This window comes from Agathobaculum sp., assembly GCF_022775115.1.
Classification (GTDB): Bacteria; Bacillota; Clostridia; order Oscillospirales; family Butyricicoccaceae; genus Agathobaculum.
On record NZ_JALFLA010000010.1, the window covers coordinates 22,511 to 44,075 of the forward strand.

25 protein-coding genes are annotated in these 21,565 nt (G+C 54.7%); 10 read left to right on the forward strand and 15 right to left on the reverse strand.

Annotated elements, in window-relative coordinates; genetic code table 11:
• Window positions 1-31: 31 nt before the first annotated feature.
• Both MR935_RS01215 and MR935_RS01220 read left to right on the forward strand, forming a co-directional pair.
• Complete coding sequence (locus tag MR935_RS01215; protein WP_290570315.1) at window positions 32-172, forward strand: hypothetical protein; 141 nt, start codon at window positions 32-34, stop codon at window positions 170-172.
• A 1-nt stretch (window position 173) separates the two neighbouring features.
• Complete coding sequence (locus MR935_RS01220; protein WP_290570317.1) at window positions 174-539, forward strand: ACT domain-containing protein; 366 nt, start codon at window positions 174-176, stop codon at window positions 537-539.
• A gap of 37 nt (window positions 540-576) precedes the next feature.
• Here the strand turns inward: MR935_RS01220 and MR935_RS01225 are convergent, their stop codons facing one another.
• From MR935_RS01225 to MR935_RS01265, 9 genes are all read right to left on the reverse strand, one after another.
• On the reverse strand, window positions 577-1,140 hold the full coding sequence (locus tag MR935_RS01225) for a hypothetical protein (RefSeq protein WP_290570319.1): 564 nt from the start codon (window positions 1,138-1,140) through the stop codon (window positions 577-579).
• Window positions 1,141-1,170: 30 nt separating this feature from the next.
• Entirely contained in the window at window positions 1,171-2,784 is a 1,614-nt protein-coding gene (locus tag MR935_RS01230; protein ID WP_290570321.1) for a recombinase family protein, read from the reverse strand.
• A gap of 112 nt (window positions 2,785-2,896) precedes the next feature.
• On the reverse strand, window positions 2,897-3,076 hold the full coding sequence (locus tag MR935_RS01235; RefSeq protein WP_290570323.1) for a hypothetical protein: 180 nt from the start codon (window positions 3,074-3,076) through the stop codon (window positions 2,897-2,899).
• A gap of 94 nt (window positions 3,077-3,170) precedes the next feature.
• The gene (locus MR935_RS01240) at window positions 3,171-3,974 is read right to left on the reverse strand and encodes a rolling circle replication-associated protein (RefSeq protein WP_290570325.1); all 804 of its coding nucleotides are present in this window, start codon (window positions 3,972-3,974) and stop codon (window positions 3,171-3,173) included.
• A 150-nt stretch (window positions 3,975-4,124) separates the two neighbouring features.
• Window positions 4,125-5,264 (reverse strand): FtsK/SpoIIIE domain-containing protein, encoded by a 1,140-nt coding sequence (locus MR935_RS01245; protein WP_290570327.1) that lies wholly within the window; start codon window positions 5,262-5,264, stop codon window positions 4,125-4,127.
• Between the two features lie 57 nt (window positions 5,265-5,321).
• The gene (locus tag MR935_RS01250; protein ID WP_290570329.1) at window positions 5,322-5,693 is read right to left on the reverse strand and encodes a hypothetical protein; all 372 of its coding nucleotides are present in this window, start codon (window positions 5,691-5,693) and stop codon (window positions 5,322-5,324) included.
• Window positions 5,694-5,751: 58 nt separating this feature from the next.
• Entirely contained in the window at window positions 5,752-5,982 is a 231-nt protein-coding gene (locus tag MR935_RS01255; protein ID WP_290570330.1) for a hypothetical protein, read from the reverse strand.
• Window positions 5,983-6,094: 112 nt separating this feature from the next.
• Entirely contained in the window at window positions 6,095-6,451 is a 357-nt protein-coding gene (locus MR935_RS01260; protein ID WP_290570332.1) for a DUF1413 domain-containing protein, read from the reverse strand.
• Between the two features lie 209 nt (window positions 6,452-6,660).
• The gene (locus MR935_RS01265) at window positions 6,661-8,412 is read right to left on the reverse strand and encodes an S-layer homology domain-containing protein (protein ID WP_290570333.1); all 1,752 of its coding nucleotides are present in this window, start codon (window positions 8,410-8,412) and stop codon (window positions 6,661-6,663) included.
• A 136-nt stretch (window positions 8,413-8,548) separates the two neighbouring features.
• On the opposite strand from MR935_RS01265, the gene MR935_RS01270 reads away from it, so the two are divergent.
• On the forward strand, window positions 8,549-8,761 hold the full coding sequence (locus tag MR935_RS01270) for a helix-turn-helix domain-containing protein (RefSeq protein WP_290570335.1): 213 nt from the start codon (window positions 8,549-8,551) through the stop codon (window positions 8,759-8,761).
• A 373-nt stretch (window positions 8,762-9,134) separates the two neighbouring features.
• Here MR935_RS01270 and MR935_RS01275 read toward each other — a convergent pair whose 3' ends face one another.
• The 3 genes from MR935_RS01275 to malQ form a co-directional block, all read right to left on the reverse strand.
• A complete protein-coding gene (locus MR935_RS01275) occupies window positions 9,135-9,263 on the reverse strand; it encodes a helix-turn-helix transcriptional regulator (RefSeq protein ID WP_442862997.1) in 129 nt (42 codons plus the stop codon).
• A gap of 140 nt (window positions 9,264-9,403) precedes the next feature.
• Window positions 9,404-10,645, reverse strand: a complete 1,242-nt coding sequence (locus MR935_RS01280; RefSeq protein ID WP_290570337.1) for an HAD-IA family hydrolase — start codon at window positions 10,643-10,645, stop codon at window positions 9,404-9,406.
• A gap of 94 nt (window positions 10,646-10,739) precedes the next feature.
• Complete coding sequence (gene malQ, locus MR935_RS01285; protein ID WP_290570339.1) at window positions 10,740-12,236, reverse strand: 4-alpha-glucanotransferase; 1,497 nt, start codon at window positions 12,234-12,236, stop codon at window positions 10,740-10,742.
• A gap of 185 nt (window positions 12,237-12,421) precedes the next feature.
• Between malQ and trmB the strand changes: the two genes are divergently transcribed.
• The gene (trmB, locus tag MR935_RS01290; RefSeq protein ID WP_290570341.1) at window positions 12,422-13,081 is read left to right on the forward strand and encodes a tRNA (guanosine(46)-N7)-methyltransferase TrmB; all 660 of its coding nucleotides are present in this window, start codon (window positions 12,422-12,424) and stop codon (window positions 13,079-13,081) included.
• 96 nt (window positions 13,082-13,177) lie between these two features.
• Window positions 13,178-13,840, forward strand: coding sequence for an orotate phosphoribosyltransferase (gene pyrE / locus MR935_RS01295; RefSeq protein WP_290570343.1), 663 nt, complete (start codon window positions 13,178-13,180; stop codon window positions 13,838-13,840).
• Between the two features lie 47 nt (window positions 13,841-13,887).
• Here the strand turns inward: pyrE and MR935_RS01300 are convergent, their stop codons facing one another.
• Window positions 13,888-15,057 carry an aminotransferase class I/II-fold pyridoxal phosphate-dependent enzyme gene (locus MR935_RS01300; RefSeq protein WP_290570344.1) on the reverse strand — a complete coding sequence of 390 codons (1,170 nt, stop codon included), beginning with the start codon at window positions 15,055-15,057 and terminating at the stop codon, window positions 13,888-13,890.
• A complete protein-coding gene (locus MR935_RS01305; RefSeq protein WP_290570346.1) occupies window positions 15,051-15,542 on the reverse strand; it encodes an Lrp/AsnC family transcriptional regulator in 492 nt (163 codons plus the stop codon). Before MR935_RS01305 ends, MR935_RS01300 begins: the two co-directional genes overlap by 7 nt.
• Before the next feature lie 257 nt (window positions 15,543-15,799).
• On the opposite strand from MR935_RS01305, the gene MR935_RS01310 reads away from it, so the two are divergent.
• From MR935_RS01310 to MR935_RS01325, 4 genes are read left to right on the forward strand one after another with little or no spacing between them, the layout of a single operon-like run.
• Window positions 15,800-16,501, forward strand: coding sequence for a DUF2461 domain-containing protein (locus MR935_RS01310; protein WP_290570347.1), 702 nt, complete (start codon window positions 15,800-15,802; stop codon window positions 16,499-16,501).
• Complete coding sequence (locus MR935_RS01315) at window positions 16,498-17,148, forward strand: 3'-5' exonuclease (RefSeq protein ID WP_290570349.1); 651 nt, start codon at window positions 16,498-16,500, stop codon at window positions 17,146-17,148. The genes MR935_RS01310 and MR935_RS01315 overlap by 4 nt, the downstream gene beginning before the upstream one ends.
• A gap of 5 nt (window positions 17,149-17,153) precedes the next feature.
• On the forward strand, window positions 17,154-17,459 hold the full coding sequence (locus tag MR935_RS01320; RefSeq protein ID WP_290570350.1) for a hypothetical protein: 306 nt from the start codon (window positions 17,154-17,156) through the stop codon (window positions 17,457-17,459).
• A gap of 52 nt (window positions 17,460-17,511) precedes the next feature.
• A complete protein-coding gene (locus MR935_RS01325) occupies window positions 17,512-18,876 on the forward strand; it encodes an AI-2E family transporter (protein WP_290570352.1) in 1,365 nt (454 codons plus the stop codon).
• Window positions 18,877-18,999: 123 nt separating this feature from the next.
• Here the strand turns inward: MR935_RS01325 and pta are convergent, their stop codons facing one another.
• Window positions 19,000-19,974 (reverse strand): phosphate acetyltransferase, encoded by a 975-nt coding sequence (pta, locus tag MR935_RS01330; protein WP_290570353.1) that lies wholly within the window; start codon window positions 19,972-19,974, stop codon window positions 19,000-19,002.
• Between the two features lie 218 nt (window positions 19,975-20,192).
• Here pta and MR935_RS01335 point away from each other — a divergent pair, with 218 nt between their 5' ends.
• Window positions 20,193-21,536, forward strand: coding sequence for a butyryl-CoA:acetate CoA-transferase (locus MR935_RS01335; protein WP_290570355.1), 1,344 nt, complete (start codon window positions 20,193-20,195; stop codon window positions 21,534-21,536).
• Window positions 21,537-21,565: the final 29 nt, after the last annotated feature.

The following is a 21,565-nucleotide window of genomic DNA, read 5'->3' on the forward strand; positions in this document are numbered from 1 at the left end:
ATATCATCTTGGGAAAAGAAGAGAAGAAGCAGTGGAACGAACAAGCCCGAAAAATCGGGTGCCGGCAAGGCTGCTGGCCAATAACAGCTTTACCCGCGACAGGTATTATTTCACCGGCTGGGCGGCCAGCGCGGGCAGTGCGTGCCGGATATGCAGTGAAAGGAGCTTGTGAAATGGAGCTGAAAAGAATCGCGCACGACCTGACGGTATGTAAAGTGCGCTCTGCACAAGAGATTGATTGGAGCAAGGCGTTCTACTTTGTCGGCAAGACCGAGGACGAAATCTCACTCGTGTGCATCACTGAGGATACACCGGTGCATACCATCGCGCGAGAGGATGGATGGAGAGCCTTCCGCATACAGGGGGTGCTGGATTTTTCGCTGATCGGGATCCTTTCCAAAATATCCACCATCCTCGCTGAGAACAAGATAGGTCTTTTTGCGGTATCTACCTACAACACAGACTATATTTTGGTCAAAAAAGAGCAGTTCGATGCCGCCCTGGTAACGCTGGAGGCGGCAGGCTATACCGTTGTATGACGGACAAGGCGATATCGAACACACCGCGTATGATTTGCTATTTTTTTGTTTTCCGCAGCAGGAGGGTCACAGCGGTGCAGCCGAGCACATAGCAGGCCGCGCCGGGCAGCGGAAATAGCAGATAAGCGCGCGCGGCAAGCGCTGTGGGCAGCCGCAGCCACAGCCATTCCCACAGGTGCGCGGGCACGAGCTGCACCGCCAGCGCAGCCAGCCGGGTCAGCGGCAGCGGTGCGACCAGCCACACGCCCACGCGCCAGAAGGCGCGGATAAAGTCTATGCCGGACTGCTTTAGTCTGCGCCCGCGCAGATATAGGCCAAAGCCCATGGCGAACGAAGCGGCGAGCAGCTGCAGCAACAGGCCGCACAGCGCGGGGAGCGCGCTGGCTGAAACAAAGCGGCCATACAACAGCAGTAGCAGTCCGGCGGCGCAGACACCGAGCAGGGCGCACAGTAGCATCGGCGCGATAGCCTCCGCCCGCGCGGACGAGGAGGGAGTGGCCACGCCGGCAGGCGCGGCCTGCGGCGCCACATCGCGCAGCAGCCAGTCGGTCGTCACGCCGAAGTGGTCGGCCAGCGCGACCACCTTGTCGATATCGGGCATGGCAGCACCGGAGTAACAAAGTTAAAGAAGTCAATCAATCTTACCGACAAAGCGATAAATAATCTCTATTTCCTGTGTCCTGCTTCCGTCTGCCTCTTTTACCGCTTCATGGACAAGGATTTTTTCAATCAGTGTGTTTAATAGTTCAGCTGTCAGTTCGGACGGGTTAGAAAACTGTTTGATTAAATCAACCCATTTCCCTATGCCGTCCTCCTGCTCCTTTTCGCTGACAAGTTGAGCCGTTAACGCCTCTATCCGCTGTTCCTGTTCCTCCTGCTCCTGCTGGTACTTTTGGGACAGCATGGAGAAATTGCGCTCTGTGATTTTTCCGCTTACTCTGTCCTCGTATAACTTGGCTAACAGGTTATCCAAATCGGAAAGCCGTTTTTCAGCCCGCTTTTTCTCCTGTGCGGCCCGCTTGCTTGCGGTGGCCTGTTCTGCAAGATTGGACTTTGAAAGCCGCTGTATAATAGTCTGCTCGTCTTGGTGTACTGCTTTAATCCAGTATTGCAGACGGGAGAGGACAAAGTTATAAAGCACATCATAACGGATATAGTGCATGGAACACTGTCTAAGGCCCTGCCCGTTCTTGCTACAATGGTAATAACTGTACGGGGCCTTTTTCCGCTGGTTTGTGGCGTAGGCCAGCGACCACCCGCAATCCGCACATTTCACAAGCCCAGCGAAAATCTGCGTTGTTCCGTCCTTCTGCTTCCTGCGGCGGCTGGCGATCTGCTCTTGCACCCGGTCAAAATCGCTCTTGGATATAATCGCCTCGTGGGTGTTCTCCACTCTCCACCATTCTTCTTTTGGCTTGCGGATTTTCTTCTTGCACTTGAAAGATACATTGGTTTGCTTGTTGTGTACGCTGTTCCCGATGTAATTTTCATCCTGCAATATCTTTTTGACCTGTGCTATCGTCCATGCGTACCGTTTGCTCTCTGGCTGGCCCTCATAGACATGGGCAAACGTGCCGTATCTCTGGAAGTTCAGCCATGAGGGGGTGGGTATTTGTTCGCTTGCCAGTATGCGGGTTATCTTGGCCGCCCCCACCCCTTGCACCGCCAATGAAAAAATCTTTTCCACTATCCACCGGGTTTCCTCGTCTATCAGCAAATGTCCGGTTTGCTCTGGGTCTTTCCGATAGCCTAACGGGGCATAGGCTCCATAGTGCGCCCCGTTTTCAAACCGTGTCCGCATGGCCTTTGTCACCTTGCGGGAAATATCACGGGCATACCATTCATTTATCACATTGAGGAACGGGGTAAACTCGCTGGATTGCTGGTTGATACTGTCCACACCGTTATCTATGGCGATATAGCGTACACCGTGGGCAGGGAAATACAACTCTATATACTGTCCGGTCAACAGGTAGTTGCGGCCCAGCCGTGAAAGGTCTTTTGTCACCACACAGTTTATCCGCTTCGCCTCTATATCCTCTATCATACGTTGAAAATCCGGGCGGTCAAAGTTCGTCCCACTATACCCATCGTCTATATATTCATCTACTACGAAAAGCCCGTTTTGCTCTGCATAGCGTCGTAGCATCATGCGTTGTGTACTGATGGAATTACTTTCCCCGGCGTTTTCATCATCACGGCTCAAGCGGAGATAAAGAGCGGTGTTATATATGGGCTGTTTCATAAAAATCCTCCTTCCAAGAAACAGCCCCCGCACTTGTGGGTACACTTCCTAACAAGGATATTTTACCACAAATGCGGGGGATTTTCAATATTTTAAGACGATTTTGATGTATTTATCGCACCTTTTCTTTGATTTTATTTGTTACAAATTCTGCTATAAGTTCATCCATTTGCTTCCCAGCGGCGGGAAAATGTTCCGTTATTTTTATTCGTATATTGTTCAAAATGAAGTATTCTTGTCCATCTTTCTTTATCGTCTTGCCCCGTACCCCTTCCGGGGTGGGCTGGTTCATACTCGTACCCCCTTTCGCTTTCTCTTTTCAGCGGTGTGCCCTGCGGGGCACTCGTGGGATTGATAGGGGAGTCTGACTTGTCAGCCCCTACTTCTTATCCATCCGTGAAATATGTTAAGGCTTCTTCCAATGCGCGGACGGTTTTTATCTTTACATATTCATTACTGTAATCTTCATCTAATTCCCGGCTTAATGGCCCTTGATACAATTTTTCAGCCCGTTTCAATCCTTGCGAACAGTAGTATAAGTGGTCGTTCAAATCAATTCTTGTGTCGTTCAAATCTTTTGTTATATACTTCGTTATATATTTGGATACGGCTTCGCCGTTTCTTATTTTCGAGATTGTGATATAGCCAAACGCCTTTTCATATGCTGGCCAGTGATATATTTGATTTCCTCGTTTTAGTTCAATTAGTATTTGTATGGGTAATTTTTCTTCTTCTCTAAATGCCTCTAAATGCGCTTGTGGCAGGCCCATCATTAGCCCATGCATATGCCACGATATTTTATCGTTGTGTAATTCTGGTATCAAAAGATATTTTATAGCGGTCTGGTTCAATCTATTGTAGTTTTTCAAAAATGCGGATAGTTTCTTTTTATAACTTTTCAGGTCTTTTCTATCGTGAAATTCTGGATTTAAAGTCAGTGTAACAAACCATTCCCACGGATTACACAGCGCCAATTCGAAAATAGCCGCTCTCGTCCGGCTCAGGCTCTCAGAAAGTTTTCGCTTGTTCCCCGCCGTATTCTTTCGGCGTCGCTCTCCGTCTACTGCCTCATATCCTGCTCGGCGCAAGGTCTTGTGCAGAGTAATTTTGAAGTAGTCCGGTCGGTACTGCTCCAATACTGCTATGTCCCGCTCATAGACCTCGTTCCCGTTCACATACAGCCCATTCAATAGGCATCACCTCTCGATATTTGAATTTCCTAGAAATTCAAGCGTCGTTTTTGTAGCCAAATATGTTATTTAGTCAAGTATCCCGCCGCCAGAGGCGGCGGGACGCAAGGGGGCGGTTTCCGCTCCGCTGCACCGTCCCCCTTGCGCCTCTTATTCCTCCGGGCCGGGCTTTTGAGCAGGCGGCATATAATACACCTGGGTTTCTTCATCCCCTACGATGAAACGGCCTTTGATTTCAGTCGGTAGCTGTGTAGCCCGGTCATTGTCCAGGACAATCCGGGAGGCCGACGGATCAGAAAAATAACCGCAGGCACGCCATAGCAGGTTATTCTTGATTTGCCCATCAAGCACGTCAGCAGACGGGCGGATAATGTTCATGAGGATATGTATCCCTGCCGCTCTCGTTGTCCGGGCCAATGTACGGAGATCGTGGTCTATCTCGGAATACATTTCCTTTTCGGCTTTGTCTTTGGGCTTTACGTCCAGCAGTTCCGCCGCCTCGTCTATCACGACCAGCCACGGGACAAAGTGCCCCTGGCCGCTCTCGTTGTACTCGTCAATATTTGCTACCCCGGCTTTTTTGAATATCTCCAATCTGCCTTTGGCTTCAACGGTGAGCGCCATTAACAAATCACGAGCCTTCTTCGGGTCACTGATGAGAATAGTTCCATATCCTTTTTCTAAATCACGGTACTTCTCGGCGGCTTCTCGTTCAACATCTGTGAAGTCACCCCCGCCTTTGAAATCGAGGACATTTATATTCCAATATTTTTTAATAGCCTGATGGATGATACAACGGTGTATACCCGTCTTGCCGCTCCCGGTGGAACCGGCAATCAGACCGTGTGGCATCGTGGAAGCGTCCCAGATTATCGGCCCCTTATAACTCTCGCCAATGGCAAACTTGGCCCCGTCTGTGAGGTACTTATCATCCCACGGAATGAATTTGGGCAGATTCTTTTCAATGACAAATACAATAATCACAGTTATATCCTCCTTATCACGTTCGATAGAATAAATTTCCTTCTTGAAAGAAACTTCCAACTGGCCTTGAATTTTCTTCCAATCATCCAGAGGAATGCCAGACCTGAAACGCAGTTCCTTAATATAAGGGGATATTGCATGTTTCCCCAAATATTTCGGATACTTCCCATCTACCTTCCCTCGGAAGTCCATCCGCTCCCATAACTTGACGAACCGTTGCTTAGGCAGGGTAATTAGGATTACAATGAGAGAGAACAGTAGTGAAAAAATTACGCATACTTTTATAACCAACACGCTATCTATCATTCAGACCACTCCTTTTGTGGGGAGGCGGGAGGTAATGCCGTCCCGCCTCCTCCTGTATTATTGCGGGGCTTTTGTGCTTACAGACGCGATGATGTTAAGTTGGTTTCGGTACTCTCCAAAAATGGAAACGTGTTCGACATCGCAAACAAACACTTCTGTTTCAAGGGGCGTCCATTTATCGAAGGCAGAGGGGGCAATGTTGCGGACTTTTATGGTTATCTGCTCGCCGAAGTTGTCCATATCGGACTTTAGATACTGTGTATTGTCCTCTAGAATCTGCGTGATTACTTTGCTTCCAAGCACATCTGTTTGGTCGGTTTTTTTATCTGTTTTTGTCCACTGAACTGCTTTGACAAAGAAAAGACGCTTATCTTGCAGAAACTCATGGAGATCAAACTTGTTGAACTGGGATAATGATTTGAGTGCCATCTTTTTTCCTCCTTGTAGGCGGGGTGGAGGACAGGGGAACCCTGCCCCCCACAATAGGTTACTTCTCAATAAAATAAGTGGGGTAGATTTGGCTTAAGTCCAATCCAATGGTCTTTGGCACACCATTTTCAAAATGGATAGACAAGCACCCTAAATCCACATCTGGAACAGTGATTTCAAACACCGTTAACGGGCCATCATCTGCCCATGTGGTGTCATCGGCGTATATCGCCAAATACCCAGGGTCCCAGGGGATAAACCGCAGTGTAGCGTTTTGTGAGTTGTCCATTTCAAATACTCCTTTCACCGCTTGACGGCATTATAATGAGAACTACTAATACTCCGTAGCTCTAACTAAAAGGGCATTCATAAGGTGCGGCCTTATTACTTGCCCTTAAAGTTCAAGAATGCTTTCTGTATCGGCTTACGTTAGAGGATGATCTGCCGACCATACTTATATTTCCGTATTCACCACTGGTTACTTTTTTATTGAACAGGCGTGCAACTGATAACTTCTCAGAACGGTTCAATGTAGACCATTTTTCCTGTCCCATAATAACCGCTACATCAAAATCTATGCCCGCTGGAAATACTTTGAGTTTTTCTGAAAATTCTTCCCATATTTCTTCGAAATCTGTTTTTTGGGGGAGTACCTTGCTTACCACATATTGCGATATACTCATACCGCTGGCTTTGACTTCTTGCTGAAATACCTCGTATTGTTCATCTGTCAACACGAATTGAATACGATGCCCCATAATTCCATCATCTCCTTTGCATCACCTTTGTGAGGCTTTCTATTGATATACACAGTATACTCCGGAGCTACACTCACGTCAATAGTATTTTGATATTTCACTTTATTTTGTTCAATTTATACATATTAGCCGCCATATCTTGATATATTTTGACAGTGATATGATAGTGAAAGCCTCCTGCCTATTCACAAGCAGGAGGCTTTGCTAGTCTATTCGGCAAAAGCCCGATATAGGAAAGTTACAATCTGAGCGCGGGTACAGGTTTCGAGGGGGGAAAATGTGGTCTGGCTTGTGCCGCTGGTGATACCCTCTTTCACGGCCCACGCCACAGCTTCAGCATACTCCGCATTGGCGAAAACGTCAGAGAAGTTTGCCAGAGAAGCGTCTGGGCTTCCCGCCAGCTTCCACAGATAGGTCACAGTGGCGGCGCGGGTGGCGGGTTCGTCAGCGTTGAAATTGTCCGTCAGCCCGTTTTCCAATGCCCAATTGGCCGCATTAGAAAAATACTGACCAGAAGGTACAGATTCATCACTTCCCATAGGAGCAGGGGAGCCATTTGCACGCCACAAGAATGTTAAAATCTGTGCCGTGGTACAGGTGGTATCAGGGGAAAACGAGGCCGCGCTGGTGCCGCTGGTGATACCCTCATTTACGGCCCACAAAACTGCATCTGCAAAGTAGTCGGTTTCCAACACATCATCAAAACCACCAACCTTTCCCACAATCGTAGCGGGGGTGGACAGTTTGGTCGTTACGCCCGGAAGTTGGACAGGAACCGTCTGCACGGGTATTCCATTCAATTGTGTAGCGTTACTTAACGTACTATAACCGTCTATCATGCCACACACCCAAATAGAGCCGTCTTTTTTTACAATTACAGTATTATTGTAGCCACAAACAACGAACGATACATTATCTGTAATAAAATCCGGCTCCAATTGCAGAGGAGTACCATCGTTAAAATGATGTGTCGCATTATGATTGTTCCCCAACTCGCCACTTGTATTATCTCCCCATGCCCAAAGAGAACCATCCGCAGTTACAGCAGCCACATATCCACTGCCTCCCGAAGCCGAAACCACATTGTCCATCACCTTGCGCGGCTCCGTAGAATATCGAAATGTACCAGCATAGCCATCTAGCAACTGTCCATGGGAATTTTGTCCCCATATCCATAATGAACCATCTGTTTTAATCGCCAGAATATTTGTAGGAGTACAATTAACAGAGAGAACATCTTCCATGACCTTAATAGGGACGGTTTGGTAATAGTAATAATGATCTGAGCCAGCATAATAGGATGTTCCGCGGCTATTGCAAGCCTCGCCCTCAATGGTCAACATCCCACCACCAGCATTACCGCAAAGCCAGAGCGAACCATCCGTTTTAATCACGGCAGTTACAATATTGTTGCAACTAACAGCGGCAACATCCTCCATTACTTTAACAGGGGTTTTAGAACTTTCCGTAGTTCCGTTGCCAAATTGTCCATTACTATTATCCCCCCACATCCAAAGGGAACCGTCCGTTTTGATTGCGGCGATACGATTGATTCCATCAGCAGTGGCAAAGACTACGTTATCCATCACTTTTCGAGGCGTTAAAATTGATTCAACTTGGGGTGTGTTGATGGTCGTTATATCTATTCCCCATGTCCACAAGGAACCATCTGTTTTAACAGCAAGTACAATACTATCACGGCATTGTACTGTATTTACATTGTCCATTACTTTTACAAATTCAGTGATACTGTCCGTAGTTCCTCCGGTTCCTAATTTTCCAGAACCATTACTGCCACGCATCCACAAAGAACCGTTTGTGTCGATTACTCCAATATGGTTACCACCCGCACTGACAGTTACACCCTGCCCTACCTTACTTGTTTCGTATGCGGCGGCTTGACCTGTCAAGCCCAAACACAAAGACAGTACTAGTACAAAAGATAAGATGTATTTTCTCATAAAGTACCCTCCGTAATAAATAAATGGATTTTCTACATTTTAGCATGAACCTAAAAAAATAACAAGCAATTTATCTGCCAATAGCACACATACTTTGCTGACACTGGCGGGTATAATTTTTACGGTGATTACTTAGATGGGACGTTCCGGTTTTGACAATGAAATATTTTTCGATACGATACGGAAAAATATTAAAAAATATCGGGCGCAACAGGGTTTGACTGCCGCCCAACTTTCAGAAAAGGCTGGGCTTGGACATGACTATTTGCGGCAAATCGAAAGTGAGAAAGACCGGCATCATGTTTCATTGGTGTCGCTTTATAAAATTTCAATGGCGTTAAGGCGTTAGCATGGATGATTTGGTAACGCAACAAGATAATCAATAACTGGCTGGTGATCTAAAAGACCACCAGCCTTTTTATTGTTGACAAGGCGGTGTGTGTAGGACGGAGCCGAGGAAGCCGCCGACGTGCGTACCTCTGGCGTAAAATGAAGGCGAGAGGAACGGCGGGAATAAGGTTTGGTACGGGCCATCGAAAATCCTTTGGATTTTCTGCGCCCTCTGATGCCCTGCGGGGCATAGGATTTTGAATGGTGTCGGGGCAGCTGGTGAATACGAAAAAGCAGGGGGCCGGGGGCCTCCTGCTTTTCATGTACTCGCTTCTTACTCCGGGCGGCTGTTAGTAAAGTGTATGTGGGGGGCTGTCCTTGTTTCCGTATCTTTAAGTATGGGAAAGCCCAAGCTCCCATTTGCTCACCGCCTGACGGGATACTCCCAGTGTGATGGCCAGATCCTCCTGTGACAGTCCACCGGCCTTGCGTAGAGAGCTGATTTTTTCTCCGAGTGTCATATTGACGTACCTCCTTGCTTGTTAAGGCCAGTTTAACGGAAAATGAAGCAGAATGCCACCAAGCGGGGCTGGAAATTACGCAACCGGCGGTTGCAAAAGCAAGGACCGGCGTGCTTTTGGGTAAAAACACGCCGGTCAGATCAAAAGCCGAGAGGCTCACCAATGAGCACGATCTCGCACTTGTCCATTCGGGAAGGGGGTGCCATGTGCACGACCAGCGCGCGGCAAATGCGCTCCGGACTGCGGCAGTCATGGCATTTGCCATCCACCGCGCATGGGGTTTTCCGGTGCAGGCGCTGCGCGTTGCGCGGCGCGGCGATGCTGCGCGCCCGCTCAATCGCGCTTTGCAGATCGGGGCACAGCTTGTTGATGCCGCAGATAAAGATGCAGCGCTTGGGGCCGAACAACGTACCGGCCACGCGGTTGCAGCTGCCGTCGATGTTGACGACCTCGCCGGTCTCGGACAGGCCGTTGGCCGAGCAGATGTAAATATCAGGGTCTTGCTTAAAGTCGCCGGGTGTGACCGAGTGGGAGTGCACCTCTGTGTCCTGCGCTGTAAGCGCTTCGTACAGACCCAGCTCCTTGGCGGTCTGGCTGCCGCCGAGGGTGACTACCTGACCGGCGCAGGCCTCGAGCAGATAAGCAAGCGCCTGCTCCTTATCGGCAAAATAGGTAAAGCCAAAGCCGTGCCCGGTGAACGCCTTACAGATCGCGTCTATGCTGAACAGGCCGCGTGCAAACAGCGGCAGCAGCTCGGCAGGCTGGCGGACGATGGCGGACGCACCCGCTTGGCGCAGCGTCTCGGCGGGGCGGAAGCCCCATGCCACGCCGACGGCAGTCAGGCCGGCGCGGCGCGCGGTCTCCATATCGGTCGCACTGTCACCAATATAAAGGGTGGTGGATGGGTCGCCGCCGAGCGCGCGGAGCAGCGTGAGCGCGCTGGTCGGGTCAGGCTTGCGCGGCACATCAGGCTTTTCGCCGCAGGTCAGCTGCACCAGATCGCCGAAATAATGGCGGATCAGGCTCTTGGCCGCCAGATCGTACTTGTTGGACAGAACACCCACCGAAACGCCCGCCTTCTTCAGCTCTCGCAGCAGTGGAAGGATGCCGTCATACGGGTGGGTACGGTTCATCATGCGCTGCTCGTACGCCGTGCGGAAGTCATCCAGACACTCGTCGATCAGCGCTTCGGTGCGCTTATCCTCCGGCAGGCTGCGCTCGATCAGCTTGCGGATGCCGTTGCCGACGCGCTCGCACGTCTGCTCCTCGGTGGCGGCGGCAAAGCCGCGGCGCGTGAGGACGGCGTTGACGCTGTCGGTCAGATCACCGAGTGTGTTGAGCAGCGTGCCGTCTAAATCAAAAATGGCTGTTGTAATCTTCATGCTATCCTCATCCTTTGTGTTGATGGGTCAAACGGCCAAAGGCCGCTGTTTTGGATATATTTTGCAGACATGGCGCACAGTTTGCGCGGCAGACTCAGCCGCGCAGGTAGGTCTGGGTGATCTCGGCCAGCATGGCGGACACGGTCGGGTTGAGCGCTTCCTTGCGCACCCGCCAGCGCCAGTTGCTGCCGCCGATGGTGGCGGGGGTGTTCATGCGCGCATCCGCGCCGAGCGAGAGCAGATCCTGCAGGGTGGTCATGGCGATGTGCGCGGGGGAGGCCCATACGCTTTTGATTGCGCTCCAGCCCATGGCCTCGGCGTGCGAGGTGCGCAGATAGCGGTAAGCGAACAGCTTTTCCGGCTCGGTACAGATATCCATAATCTGCTCGCACACAGTCTGTGAGTCGTGGGTCGAGGTATAGACGATCGAATGGGGCGCATAGTTGTGCGGCAGGTGTTCATTATCATATCCCGGCGTAAAGCCAAAGATGAGCACCCGCATACCGGGCAGTCCGCTGTCGGCGAGCAGGTGGCGCACCTCGTCGGTCATCACGCCGAGATCCTCAGCGATCAGCCGCATGGGGCCGAGGGCGTTTTCGAGCGCATGAAACAGCTCCATGCCCGGCCCCTTGCGCCATTTGCCCTTGATGGCGTTCTCCGAACCAGCCTTTACCTCCCAAAAGCTCTCAAAGCCGCGGAAGTGGTCGAGACGGACGACGTCAAACAGCGCCATGTTGCTCTGCATGCGCCAGATCCACCAGGCGAAGTTTTCCGCACGGTGCGCGTCCCAATCGTAAACCGGGTTGCCCCAAAGCTGGCCGGTGGCCGAATAGTAGTCGGGCGGCACGCCCGCGACCAGCTTGGGACTGCGGTCGGCCTTTAGCTGGAACAGTTCCGGATGCGTCCACACATCGGACGAGTCCGCCGAAACGTAGATCGGGATATCACCGATGATCTGGATGCCCTTTTCGTTGGCGTAGGCGCGCAGTGCCTTCCACTGGCTGAAAAAGATGTATTGCAGAAAGATACGAAAGTCAATCTCGTCCCGCAGCTCGTCAGTCACCCGAGCGAGCGCCTCGGGCTGGCGGTCGCGCACAGCCTTATCCGGCCACATGTAGACCGGCATATCGTGGTACTTTTCCTCCTTCAGCGTCATGAACAGCGCGTAATCGGGCAGCCAAGCGGCGTTCGCCTCGGTAAAGGCAGCTATCTTGCCGCGCAGCGTCTCGTCCACGCGCGCATAGGCCGCGCGGAACAGCGGCCAGCGGGTGTCGGCAAGCTGCTCAAAGTCGACCGCGTCGGGCGGCGCCTGAAAGTCGCCCGCCTTGACCTCAGCGGCGGTCAGCAGGCCGTCCTCGACCAGCAGGTCAAGGTCGATCAGGTAGGGGTTGCCGGCCGCGGCCGAAAAGCACTGGTACGGCGAATCCCCAAAGCCGGTATGGCCGAGTGGCAGCACCTGCCAATAGGTCTGGCGCGCATCGGCTAGAAAATCAACAAGGTCATACGCGGTCTTGCCCATCGTGCCCACGCCGTGCGGCGAGGGCAATGAAGTAACGTGCGCGAGCACGCCGCTGGAGCGGCTGAACATCATTTTCTCATCCCCCAATTCTGTTGTCACTTTATTATAAACTGCAATATTATAGACTGCAAGACGCAACTTTTATTTTTCCCTCTGCTGCCATGCGGCGTGGCGGCATAAAGGGGATTGCCAAGCGCGCCAAGGCCGTTTATAATGGATAAGCCGAAAGAAATATAGGGAAAAGGGGAACACAACGCATGAGAATGCGCAAAAAGAAGAATTTAGACCTGCGCTTTGCGGCCTGCGCGGAGGTGATGGTCTTCGAGCCGCGCCGTCTGCGGGGCGGTTGGCGGCAGATGTTTGCGGGCGAGGGGCCGCTGCACGTCGAGATCGGCTGCGGCAAGGGACGGTTTGCCATCGGCATGGCCGCGCTGCACCCGGAGGTCAATTATATCGCGGTCGAGCGGGAGGAGGGCGCGCTTATCATGGCGGCCGAGCGCTGCCGGCAGCAGCCGCTGCCCAATCTGCGCTTTGTTTCCTGCGATGCGGCTGCGCTGCGCGAGGTGTTCGCGCCCGGCGAGGTCGACCGTATTTACCTGAATTTTTCCGACCCGTGGCCACCCAACCGCCAGCGCAAGCGCCGCCTGACATGGCGCGCCTATTTAGAGGTGTATGACGAGCTGCTCACGCGGCAGGGCGACCTGTGCTTCAAGACCGACAACCAGCGTTTTTTTGAGTGGACGCTGCAAGAGATCTGCCAGTTCGGCTGGCTGGTGCAGAACATCTCGCTCGACCTGCACCACTCGGATTTTGAGGGCAATGTAATGACCGAATACGAGGAGAAATTCTCGGCCGAGGGCGCGCGTATCTACCGCTTGGAGGCGCGCCGCCGCCTGCCGGAGTTTTTGCGGAAATGAGCAGGTCGCCGCGCGGGCGGGGCGCGCTTTTCGCGCTTGTGCCCGGCGGCGAAATCTGGTATACTGGTATCATGCATTGGGAAGGTGGAAAAATTTATGCTGTCAGCACAGAAAAAAGAGTTTATCGAGTTTATGATGGGCGCGGACGTGCTGCGCTTTGGCGATTTTACGACCAAATCCGGGCGCAAGACTCCGTATTTTATCAACACCGGCAACTACAAGACCGGCTTGCAGAATGCAAGGTTGGGCGGATTTTACGCCGCGTGCATCAAGGAGGCCATCGGCGACGGATTTGACGCGATGTTCGGCCCGGCCTACAAGGGCATCCCGCTGGCAACCTCGACAGCCGGCGCGCTTGCGCGTGAGTACGGCATCGACAAGCCCTTTTTCTTCAACCGTAAGGAGGTCAAGGATCACGGCGAGGGCGGCAGCATCGTCGGCTACAAGCCGGCCGACGGCGACCGCGTCATCATCATCGAGGACGTTATCACCGCCGGCACGGCCATTCGGGAAACCATGCCTGTGCTGCGCGCGTGCGCGGATGTGCAGGTGACCGATATGTTTATCTCGGTCAACCGCTGCGAGGTCGGCACGACCCCGGGCAAGACGGCCGTCATGGAGGTGGGCGAGGCATTCGGGATCAAGGTGCATGCGCTCGTCACCGTGCAGGACATTCGCGAATATCTGGCCGATAAGGCTGAATATGCGCACCTGCTGCCGCTGATGGACGCCTATATGGCGCAGTACTGCGTTTTCTGAGCAGGATAAGCAAAGCCCGCATGGCGTGCCGTGCGGGCTTTTTGATATCACAGCGTCTGTAAAAAGTCGCGTATGCGCAGGCAGGCCTCGCGCAGATGATTCATCGAATACGAGTATGAGATGCGCACATGTCCCTCGCCGCTTTGGCCGAAGGCGTTGCCGGGCACAACGGCCACGCGCTGCTCCTGCAGCAGCCGCTCGCAGAAGGTTTCGGACGACAGCCCGGTCGAGGCGATGGACGGGAACATATAGAACGCGCCGCGCGGCTCAAAGCAGGTCAGCCCCATGCCGCGCAGCTCGCCCAGCAGAAAGCGGCGGCGCATATCATATTGCGCGCGCATCCGCTCGATATCATCCTCGCCGGTGCGGATGGCCTCGATGCCCGCGAACTGCGCGGTCGTCGGCGCGGACATGATGCCGTACTGATGGATCTTGCAGATATGGCGCATCAGCTCCTTTGGGCCCATTGCCCAGCCCAGCCGCCAGCCGGTCATCGCGTAGGACTTGGAAAAGCCGTCGACCACGATGGTGCGCTCCTTCATGCCGTCCAGCTCGGCAAAGCAGACGTGCGATTCGTCGCCGTAGACAAGGCTACAATAGATCTCGTCCGACAGCACAAGCACATTGGTATCGCGCAGCACGGCGGCGATTTCCTCCAGCTCGCCGCGCGTCATGATCGCACCGGTCGGGTTGTTGGGGTAGGGCAGGATGAGCAGCTTGGTGCGCGGGGTGATGGCCGCGCGCAGCCGTTCGGGGTCGAGCTTGAACTCATCCTCGGCAAGCGTCGGCAGCGCGACGGGCACGCCGCCCGCAAGCTGGGTCAGCGGAGTGTAGCAGACAAAGCTCGGCTCGGGGATGAGCACCTCGTCGCCCGGGTCGACCAGCGCGCGGATGGCGTTGTCGATTGCCTCCGAGCCGCCGACGGTGATGAGTATCTCGTTGTCAGCGTCATAGCAGAGCTGGTATTTGCGCCGGGTCAGCGCCGCGATCTGGCTGCGCAGCTCGGCAAGTCCCCAGTTGGAGGTGTAGAACGTCCGCCCTTTCTCCAGCGATTGGATACCCGCGCGGCGTATCTGCCACGGAGTCTCAAAATCCGGCTCGCCCACGCCGAGGGAGATCGCGTCGGGCATGGACGCGGCCACGTCGAAGAAGCGGCGTATGCCCGAGGGCTTTACCTGTCGCACGCGGGCGGAAAGCAGGTTTTCGTAGTTTACCATGCCAGCATGACCTCTCTCTTATCGTTTACCGAGGGGTCGTACTCCACGCCGTATTCCTTGTATTTTTTCAGGATAAAGTGCGTGCCGGTCGAGAGCACGTTTTCCATCGGCGCGAGCTGCTCGGAGACAAAGCGCGCCACCTCGCGCATCGAGCGCCCGGTGATGATGACCGTCAGGTCAAAGCCGCCGGACATCAGATAGACGCTCTCCACCTGCGGGTGCGAATAGATCAGGCGGGCGATCTCGTCGAACCCCATGCCCTGCTGCGGGGTGATCTTGACCTCGATCAGCGCGGTAACGCTCTCCTTGGCGGTCTTGTCCCAGTCGATCACCGTTTTGTAGCCGAGTATTGTATCGTTCTTCTCGAATGCGCGGACAGCCTCGGTGACCGCCTCCTCGGTCTCGCCCGTCATGGCGGCGAGCTGCGCGGGGGTCAAACGTGCGTCCTGACAGAGCAGGTCGAGCAGCTTTTCGGGATGTTGCATCCTTCTATTCCTCCCAATTTCAAAAGATGGATTCATTATACACCATGTATACGGGGCTTGTCCATGCCCTTGCGCGCCGCTTTGCGTCACGGGGTGGAAAAAGCAGCGGCGCACCACAAGATTTTGCGTATTTTGCGGCGAGAAGCGGCAAAATACTGTTGCGAAAACCAGCAAAACGCGGTACAATAATAAATAAGAAAGCATTGGCTTCTTGCGCGCCGACGCGGCGCGATATCGACAAAGGTGGTACCCGTTTCATGGCATTCACAGGCTTTCACGCTGCGGGCATTGACCTGCTGCAGCTCAACCGCCTGCAAAACAGCAAGGAATTTTATCAAGCGCATAAGGATGAGATCAAACGGTTGGCCATCCAGCCGTATTACGAGCTGATCGAGGAGATGACCCCGACGATGCTCGAGATCGACCCGCTGTTCGTCGTCACGCCTTCGCGCATGGTGTCGCGCGTGCGGCGGGATACGCGCTATACTAAGGACAAGACACTTTACCGCGCCAATTTGTGGCTGTTTTTCCGCCGCCCGCGCAAGGAGCGCGAGAGCGTCCCCAGCTATTATTTTGAGCTGCACCCCGAATACTGGTCTTATGGCTGCTGGGGTTCGTGCGAGCGGGGCGAGATGGAGGCGCTGCGCGGCATGATCCTGCGCGAGGATAAGCGTTTTCTGGAGGCGTTTGCGGCGGTGCGCGACTGTCCGCAGGTCGCTCTCGGCGGAGAGATGTACAAGCGCCCCAAATACCCGGACGCCAAGCCTGCCTACCAGCCGTGGCTGAACCGCAAGGAGATCGGTGTGGGGTTTACCGAATACGGTGATTTTGCACCCGTGCTGGACGGCTCGTTCGTCGCGCCCATGCTGGATACCATGCGGCGGCTCGCGCCCTTCTATCAGCTGCTGCTCGCGGCCAAGGAAAGCGCCGCTGCGCCTGAGCAGGGAGGTGCGCGATGAGGTATGTCGCGCTGGATTTTGAGACCGGCAACGCCTCGCCACTCAGCGCGTGCGCGCTCGGCGTGTCCGTGTTTGAGGATGCCATACCGGTGCGCGAGCAGGTATCGCTTATCAAGCCGCCGGACTGCGTGGGAAAATTCCACTGGGGCAACATTCGTGTCAACCATATCAAGGAGAAAACGGTGGCCGGTGCGCCCGCGTTTGACGAGGTCTGGCGCGGCCTTGCAGACGAGGCCGAGGGCAGCGTGCTTGTCTGCCACAATGCCATGTTCGACACGGCCGTGCTCTGCGCGTGTCTTTCGCACTACCGCCTGCCCATGCCGGAATGCCGGTATATCTGCACGGTCAAGGTGGCGCAGCGCGTCTGGCCGGAGCTGGCCAACCACAAGCTGGATACCGTGGCCGGCGCGCTCGGCATCGCGCTGAACCACCACGAGGCCGGTTCAGACGCGCGGGCGGCTGGGTTGATCCTGCAGGCCGCGCTGCGGCACACCGCAAGTGCCGACGCGGATGTGCTGGCGGAAAAGATCGGTATGCGGCTGGGCCGCATCTCCTGCATGGGGGTTGTCCCGTGCAGCATCGCTAAGGAGGCAAGGGGCGGCAAAATCGCCCGTTTATCCCGTTACACCACACATAAAGGAGAGTAAACGCTATGAAAAACTATCTCGATTCGATCGACCGCGAGGCGCTGCGCGCCCGCGCCGAGCAAATGCTTGACTGCGCAAACGAGGCGCGCAGCTGCGCCGCCCGCTGGACGGATTACGCCATGGGCAAGGCACACAGCTTTTCCGTGTTTGATTTCGCCGTGCTCAAGGTATGTATGCTGTCGCTCGGCCTGTGGCTGGGCAGCTGCTTTGCCAAGTTCTTCAAGAAATTCCGCGGCGCGCTGTTCGTGCTGTTCGCGGCAAGCTGGATGTATCTGTTCTGGCGTATCTTTTTCGACTGCGAGGAAGAATAAAGCCAAAAGCCGTGGTTGCTGAAGCGGTGTTCAGCAGGAGAGGAGCGTGTCCGTGCAGGATCCAACCCAGCGCAGCAGGAGATTTTTACGCGAGCAGCCCCATTATTTTCAGTGGGGGCTGACCGCCTTTCTCGTCATTTTAGCGTGTGTTTTTGTCGTTTACCTCTTGAACTGGCTGCCCATTTTGTGGAGCATGTTCAAAAAGCTGCTCGGCATACTCAGTCCGTTCATATACGGCTTTGTCATGGCTTATCTGCTCATGCCGATCTTCAACGGCTTGTACCGGTGGATTGCACCGCGCTGGTCAAAGCGCGTGAAGGGCGGCGCGATCTTTGTCAAGGGGCTGTGCAGCGTGCTGACGCTGCTGATTGGGCTGGCCACTGTTGCGGCGCTGCTCTCGATGGTGCTGCCGCAGCTGATCGTGAGCATTTTCTCACTGCTCGAATCACTCGACGGCTATCTGGAGGAGATATCCGGCTGGGCGGCTACGCTGTTCCGGGATAACCCGGTGCTGGAGCGCAACTTCATGCAGATATACGACCAGTTTTCCGCGCAGGTCGTCGGATGGGTGGAGAATATTGCGCTGCCGCAGCTGGTGTCGCTCATGACCGGCGTGGTGACGACGGTATCCGTGCTGTTCGATCTGCTCATCGGCATGATTATCGCGCTCTATATCCTCAACAGCAAGGACACCTTTTGCGCACAGGCCAAAAAGGTCACATACAGCCTGTTCCGGATCGAGACTGCCAACCGTATCATCAAGCGCGTGGCGCATATTCACCGGATATTCGGCGGCTTTATTACCGGCAAGCTGATCGACTCGATGATCATCGGTGTGCTGTGCTTTGCTGGTCTGCGTGTGCTCATGGCCTTCCATCTGCTGACGATCGACCAGTCCTATGCGCTGCTGATCTCGGTCATCATCGGCGTGACCAATATTATCCCATTTTTCGGGCCGTTCATCGGCGCGATTCCGAGCGCGATTCTGATTATGGTTATCAGTCCGCTCCAGACCGTGTATTTTGTGCTGTTCATCCTGCTTTTGCAGCAGTTTGACGGCAATATCCTCGGGCCCAAGATACTCGGCAACTCGACCGGACTGTCCAGCTTCTGGGTCATGTTTGCGATCCTGCTGGCGGGTGGCGTGTTCGGCTTTGTGGGCATGGCGGTCGGTGTGCCGCTGTTCGCCGTGCTGTACAGTGTACTGACCGAGACCTTCAACAATCTGCTCAAAAAACGCGGTCTGTCAACTGATACCAACGACTATCGGGGCACGAAACGGCTTGACCCCGAGACTAAGGCGTTTGTTGAGAGTACGGATGAGATGCCGCCGGTATCCGCCAAGGAGCGGCGCGCAGCCGCAGAAAAGGCGCGCGCCGAGCAAACGGTGCAAGCTGAAACGGATGCCGCGCCATGACCGGTATGTCATGCAAAAAACGGAGGGTGGATGCCCTCCGTTTTGTTGTGCGCATGGCAGGGGAAAGCGGGCTTCAGGATATCCTGAAGCCCGCTTGCTAAGTATACGCGGTGTGTCCGCGGCTTACTTCAGGCCGGCGGTGATGATGGCCATCTGGTAGACTTCGTTCGCGTCGCAGCCGCGAGACAGGTCGTTGATCGGCGCATTCAGACCTTGCAGGATCGGGCCGTAGGCCTCAAAGCCGCCCAGACGCTGAGCGATCTTGTAGCCGATGTTGCCCGCGTTGATATCCGGGAAGATGAAGGTGTTGGCCTGACCGGCGACCGGCGAGCCCTTGCACTTGGTAGCGGCCACGACCGGGGAGAACGCTGCGTCAAATTGCAGCTCGCCGTCCACGGCAAGCTCGGGTGCAGCGGCCTTGGTCTTTTCGGTGGCGTTCTTCATCATGTCAACAGTCTCACCCTTGCCCGAGCCTTTGGTCGAGTAGGACAGCAGGGCAACCTTGGGGTCGATACCGAAGGCCTTGGCGGTCTTGGCGGTCTCGACGGCGATCTCTACCAGCTCATCCTCGTTCGGCTGGATGTTGATCGCGCAGTCACCCATCGCGTACAGCTCGTCGCCGCCGTCCTTGCCGTCGCGGCGCAGGATGAAGCACGAGCTGACGATCTTGTTGCCCGGCTTGGTTTTGATAATCTGAAGCGCGGGGCGAACGGTGTCGGCGGTCGAGTAGGTCGCGCCGCCGAGCAGCGCATCAGCCTTGCCCAGCTTGACCAGCATGGTGCCGAAGTAGTTGCCCTTGGAGAGCGCCTTGCGGCAGTCCTCCTCGCTCATCTTGCCCTTGCGCAGCTCGACCATGGCGGCGACCATCTCGTCCATGCCGTCGTAGGTGAGAGGGTCGATGATTTCCATGCCGTCGATATCAAAGCCGCCGGCGGCTGCGGCCGCCTTGACCTCGTCCACATTGCCAACCAGAATGGAATCGAGCAGGCCGTCCTTCTTCAAGCGGGCGGCAGCCTCGAGGATGCGGGGATCGGGGCCTTCGGTGAACACGATCTTGCGCTTGTCCGCTTTCAGGGTTGCAATCAAACTTTCAAACATAGTGCATTCTCCTTTTCTTGTCTGCCGGGCAAACAATGATTTGATTTTATTATACACCCGTAAGGTCGCTCTTCTCAAGTATTAATTTGGAATACGCTGGATATCGGGCGGGATAAAACTCTTGGCAAGATGCACAGATTGCTCTTGACCAAAAAGGTATAGTATAGTATACTGAAACAAATACTTGCAAATCAAGAAATAAACGGAGGTTTTGGCAGATGGATTACGCAGCACTTTATCAGCAGAAACTGACGACGGCGGACGAGGCCGTCAAGGCGGTCAAATCGGGTGACTGGGTCGACTACGGCTGGTGCACCGGCACACCCATCGCACTGGACAAGGCACTTGCCGCGCGTATGGACGAGCTGACGGACGTAAACTTCCGCGGCGGCGTTCTGATGTGGACGCCCGCGGTCTTCCAGATCCCGGATGTGGCGAGCAAGATCACTTGGAACTCGTGGCACATGGGCGGTATCGAGCGTAAGGCCTGCACGGCGGGCTTCGGCTTCTACGGTGCGCTGCGTTATTCCGAGCTGCCCCGTTGGTATCGTGAGAACGTCGGCCGTGTCAATGTGGCCATGTTCCAGGTCGCGCCGATGGATGAGCACGGCTACTTCAGCTTTGGCCCGAACGCCTCGCACCTGCGGGCGGTCTGCGAAGTATCCGATGTGGTCATTGTTGAGGTCAATAAGAATATGCCGCGCTGCCTTGGCGGCTTTGAGGATGCTGTGCATATCTCGCAGGTGGATATGATCGTCGAGGGCGAGAATCCGGCGATGGGTCAGCTGGGTGCGGGCGGCGCGCCGACCGATGTTGACCGTGCGGTGGCCAAGCTGATCGTTGAGGAGATTCCGAACGGGGCCTGCCTGCAGCTTGGCATCGGCGGTATGCCCAACACGGTCGGCTCGATGATCGCGGACTCCGACCTGAAGGATTTGGGCGTACATACGGAGATGTATGTCGACGCGTTTGTCGATATCACGGCTGCGGGCAAGATCAACGGCTCGAAAAAGACGATCGACAAGGGTCGTCAGGTGTTTGCCTTTGGCGCGGGCACTCAGAAGCTGTATGACTTTGTCAATAACAACCCGGAGTGCATGTCCGCCCCCGTGTCGTACACCAACGACGCGCGCACCATCGCGCAGCTCGATAACTTCATCTCGATCAACAACGCGGTCGATATCGACCTGTTCGGTCAGGTCAACGCGGAGACCTCGGGCGTCAAGCAGATATCGGGTGCGGGCGGCCAGCTGGACTTTGTTCTCGGCGCATATCTGTCCAAGGGCGGCAAGAGCTTTATCTGCTGCTCGTCCACCTTCAAGAACAAGGACGGCTCGATCGCTTCCCGCATCCGGCCGACGCTTGAGCATGGCTCGGTCGTGACCGACGCGCGTCCGTGCGTACACTGGTTTGTTACCGAGTACGGCAAGGTCTGCCTGAAGGGCCTGTCCTCGTGGCAGCGCGCCGAGGCGCTGATCTCGGTCGCACATCCTGACTTCCGCGAGCAGCTGATTGCGGACGCGGACAAGATGCATATCTGGAAGCGCTCTAACAAGCGCTGAGGGTAAGCATTCTCGCGCATTACAAACCG

Excerpts from the sequence above, each read along its gene's own strand:
- MR935_RS01315 (WP_290570349.1), top strand. The coding sequence starts at position 16,498 with ATGAGGTATGTCGCGCTGGATTTTGAGACCGGCAACGCCTCGCCACTC.
- MR935_RS01305 (WP_290570346.1), bottom strand. The coding sequence starts at position 15,542 with ATGCAACATCCCGAAAAGCTGCTCGACCTGCTCTGTCAGGACGCACGT.
- MR935_RS01300 (WP_290570344.1), bottom strand. The coding sequence starts at position 15,057 with ATGGTAAACTACGAAAACCTGCTTTCCGCCCGCGTGCGACAGGTAAAG.
- MR935_RS01270 (WP_290570335.1), top strand. The coding sequence starts at position 8,549 with ATGGGACGTTCCGGTTTTGACAATGAAATATTTTTCGATACGATACGG.
- MR935_RS01235 (WP_290570323.1), bottom strand. The coding sequence starts at position 3,076 with ATGAACCAGCCCACCCCGGAAGGGGTACGGGGCAAGACGATAAAGAAA.
- MR935_RS01225 (WP_290570319.1), bottom strand. The coding sequence starts at position 1,140 with ATGCCCGATATCGACAAGGTGGTCGCGCTGGCCGACCACTTCGGCGTG.
- MR935_RS01320 (WP_290570350.1), top strand. The coding sequence starts at position 17,154 with ATGAAAAACTATCTCGATTCGATCGACCGCGAGGCGCTGCGCGCCCGC.
- MR935_RS01230 (WP_290570321.1), bottom strand. The coding sequence starts at position 2,784 with ATGAAACAGCCCATATATAACACCGCTCTTTATCTCCGCTTGAGCCGT.
- MR935_RS01255 (WP_290570330.1), bottom strand. The coding sequence starts at position 5,982 with ATGGACAACTCACAAAACGCTACACTGCGGTTTATCCCCTGGGACCCT.
- MR935_RS01335 (WP_290570355.1), top strand. The coding sequence starts at position 20,193 with ATGGATTACGCAGCACTTTATCAGCAGAAACTGACGACGGCGGACGAG.
- trmB (WP_290570341.1), top strand. The coding sequence starts at position 12,422 with ATGAGAATGCGCAAAAAGAAGAATTTAGACCTGCGCTTTGCGGCCTGC.
- MR935_RS01265 (WP_290570333.1), bottom strand. The coding sequence starts at position 8,412 with ATGAGAAAATACATCTTATCTTTTGTACTAGTACTGTCTTTGTGTTTG.
- MR935_RS01310 (WP_290570347.1), top strand. The coding sequence starts at position 15,800 with ATGGCATTCACAGGCTTTCACGCTGCGGGCATTGACCTGCTGCAGCTC.
- pta (WP_290570353.1), bottom strand. The coding sequence starts at position 19,974 with ATGTTTGAAAGTTTGATTGCAACCCTGAAAGCGGACAAGCGCAAGATC.
- MR935_RS01260 (WP_290570332.1), bottom strand. The coding sequence starts at position 6,451 with ATGGGGCATCGTATTCAATTCGTGTTGACAGATGAACAATACGAGGTA.
- MR935_RS01250 (WP_290570329.1), bottom strand. The coding sequence starts at position 5,693 with ATGGCACTCAAATCATTATCCCAGTTCAACAAGTTTGATCTCCATGAG.
- malQ (WP_290570339.1), bottom strand. The coding sequence starts at position 12,236 with ATGATGTTCAGCCGCTCCAGCGGCGTGCTCGCGCACGTTACTTCATTG.
- MR935_RS01280 (WP_290570337.1), bottom strand. The coding sequence starts at position 10,645 with ATGAAGATTACAACAGCCATTTTTGATTTAGACGGCACGCTGCTCAAC.
- MR935_RS01220 (WP_290570317.1), top strand. The coding sequence starts at position 174 with ATGGAGCTGAAAAGAATCGCGCACGACCTGACGGTATGTAAAGTGCGC.
- MR935_RS01275 (WP_442862997.1), bottom strand. The coding sequence starts at position 9,263 with ATGACACTCGGAGAAAAAATCAGCTCTCTACGCAAGGCCGGTGGACTG.
- pyrE (WP_290570343.1), top strand. The coding sequence starts at position 13,178 with ATGCTGTCAGCACAGAAAAAAGAGTTTATCGAGTTTATGATGGGCGCG.
- MR935_RS01245 (WP_290570327.1), bottom strand. The coding sequence starts at position 5,264 with ATGATAGATAGCGTGTTGGTTATAAAAGTATGCGTAATTTTTTCACTA.